This window comes from Citrobacter sp. wls613, from assembly GCF_005281195.1.
Lineage (GTDB): Bacteria > Pseudomonadota > Gammaproteobacteria > Enterobacterales > Enterobacteriaceae > Citrobacter > Citrobacter gillenii.
The window spans coordinates 1-2,626 of the sequence record NZ_SZXN01000085.1 but is presented as its reverse complement, the minus strand read 5'-3'; the positions used below and the strand labels follow the sequence as shown (position 1 = coordinate 2,626).

Genomic DNA, 2,626 nt, shown 5'->3' with positions numbered 1-2,626 from the left:
ATGATGCAGCTGATGCTCAGGCTATCTGTGAAGCAGTTCGTCGCCCGCATATGCGGTTTGTACCAGTGAAGGATGAGAGCCAGCAGGCGATGCAATGCCTACACCGTATCAGACAGGGTTTTATCGAAGAGAAAACAGCAACATATAACCGATTGAGAGGTTTGATATCGGAATTCGGTGTCATCGCCCCACAAAGTACAGATGCCCTGCGTCACATGGTTTCTGAGCAGAAGAGTTCTTTGCCACTTCAGGTTCAACAATGTGTTAATGACCTGCTGGAACACATTGATCGTATTGAAGATAATATTACTGAATATGACCGGATTTTGTCCCGCATGGCAAAAACAGATCACCGCAGCCAGCGATTGATGGAACTGAAAGGGATTGGTCCCACAACGGCCTGTGCGCTGGTCGCCAGTATCGGTAATGCACACGATTTTAAAAATGGGCGACAACTGGCAGCCTGGCTGGGACTAACGCCATCGCAGTACAGCAGTGGTGGGAAATCAAAGCTTGGCAGGATAACTAAAGCTGGCGATTCGTATCTGCGAACGCTACTGGTTCAGGGGGCTCGTTCGGTTCTGATTGGTGCCGAGAAAAGGACTGATTTATTCAGTCGTTGGGTCTGTTCACTGGTCGATCGCAGAGGATACTGGCGTGCCGTTGTAGCCATCGCCGCCAAAAACGCAAGGCTGTGCTGGGCATCATTGCATTACGGTGATGATTTCAGGCTGTACTCAGCCAGCTAAAGCACGAAACAAAATAACCATCTGACCTGCAATTCGTTGATGATAAAGGGTTAGACCCCGTGAGGCCTATCTGGCTATTGTACAGGATATACGTATCCGCTTAACGAACAAGAACCTCACGCGCGTCTTTCATCAGGGTCCGAATCGATGACGATTCATCATGGCCGTTTATAGTACCGCAGTCTCTCCCCTTTATTTTTACTGAAGAGCAGACAGAAACCATAAACACCGGCGTTGACACGCCGGGGAAGCCCTTATAGTACAATAATTTTCGAAATCCAACCCATCCCGCCTACAGGAATGACGGATTTTTCGGCGGTTCCGGCGTAGACCCACCACAACTGCTGTATAGCTTGTGGGTAAGTGATAATGAAGTGCAAACGAGATGGCGCAAATACTCTTTTGGTTTATCTTTTAATTACTTACGTATTAAAAGATAAACCAAAAAATAAAAGACATTACTGTTATCCCCTTTAAAAAGTGGATAACCGAACAGCATCGGCGCGAGCGCCTCAAAAGTAGCTCCCCACGCTAAAGCGCGGGGCATTCAGAACGGAATCCCTCGATGGCTAACAGCTCGCCTGTTAGCCATCGAGGGATTGGACAAATCCGGCCACGCCGGATACGTCAGCAAATATCGCTGAAGAATTAGCTTACACGCTCGTAAGCGGCTCTTACGACCCGCTAACGCGGAGATACGCCCCAACTGCGGCTTCGCCTTGTTGTGACCACTCCGACCGCGCACAAAAGCCTCTGAGCCGCTTTTAGCGGAATATGGCTTTGCAAGGTGAAGGGATGGATAGGCGATCCCTTTCGATCCCTCACTGGTATCGGCGGCTAACCCTCGGTGCTACCTGTCATTTCATCCTGCCGCCTTACATGCGCTAACGCGCATAAATCCCCGTTCCTCAGTGGAACGAAAACTCACGCTAACAGGGTAGTGACCGGGTAGCCACGATAACTGCCAACAAAATTAGCTTATAGGTTAATTCTACCTTGTCTGAAATTAGCCTATAGGTTAATATTAATAGAAATGGGAGGTCACATGTTTAGCGTTGTTTATCACCCGGAAGCCAGGGAAGAAGCCACAGCATTACCCGTAAAAATCAGGGTGAAGTTTGACCGTCTCATCGGCAAACTGGAGTATGACGCCCGATTACTGCGGGAGCCGGACACGAAGCCCCTGGGCGATGGACTTTTTGAGATCCGCACGATGGGGACGGACATAGCCAGGGGAATCTGGGTATACCACAAAGGCAATACCATCATCATGCTCCGTGTTTTCATCAAGAAGTCACAGAAAACGCCAGCGAAAGAAATCGATCTCGCCAAAAAGCGGTTAGCGGAGGTACTTAATGAAACTGGTAAGCCATAAAGAACTGCATAACGAGTGGATGCAGGACGATGAATATCGCGCTGCATGGCAGGAAGAAGAACGTAAGGAAAAGCTCAGGGAGCTGCTTGCTGAATGGCGCAAGCATGACAACCTGACAAAAGCGCAGGTTGCTGAACGCATGGGGGTTACACCTCCGGTTATTTCTCGCCTGGAAAACAACATCACCAAAGCCAGCATCGACACACTGACCCGCTACGCTCACGCCTGCGGCATCAAGAAACCTGTCATTGCCCTGTACTGAATAGCCAGCCCTCCGGGGCTGGCCTTTTTGTTTCGGTCAGTCCCAAAATTTTGTTAAAGCAAGTTTAAAATGTCACCTGTTTCTCCAAAGTTGAAATGTCACTTCTAAGCCAATCTATTTATACATAATCTTTACATCTTTCCCCGGTGACAAAGTGCTAATTGGTCTGTAATGTTCAATGTGTGGCAGGCAAGCCGCCGGTGACTTAGGGAAGGTGCGAACAAGTTCCTGATATGAGAT

The 2,626-nt window shown here is 48.8% G+C and carries 3 protein-coding genes; all 3 read left to right on the top strand.

The features are described 5' to 3' along the window. The coding region (locus FDX01_RS21620) for an IS110 family transposase (RefSeq protein WP_249361033.1) at positions 1-749 on the top strand (749 nt) is incomplete at its 5' end. Between the two features lie 1,045 nt (positions 750-1,794). Then, positions 1,795-2,124: a type II toxin-antitoxin system RelE/ParE family toxin gene (locus FDX01_RS21615; RefSeq protein ID WP_000493286.1), complete on the top strand. Its 330-nt coding sequence runs from the start codon at positions 1,795-1,797 to the stop codon at positions 2,122-2,124. Beyond that, a complete protein-coding gene (locus FDX01_RS21610; RefSeq protein WP_000780222.1) occupies positions 2,105-2,386 on the top strand; it encodes a helix-turn-helix transcriptional regulator in 282 nt (93 codons plus the stop codon). Before FDX01_RS21615 ends, FDX01_RS21610 begins: the two co-directional genes overlap by 20 nt. Positions 2,387-2,626 lie beyond the last annotated feature (240 nt).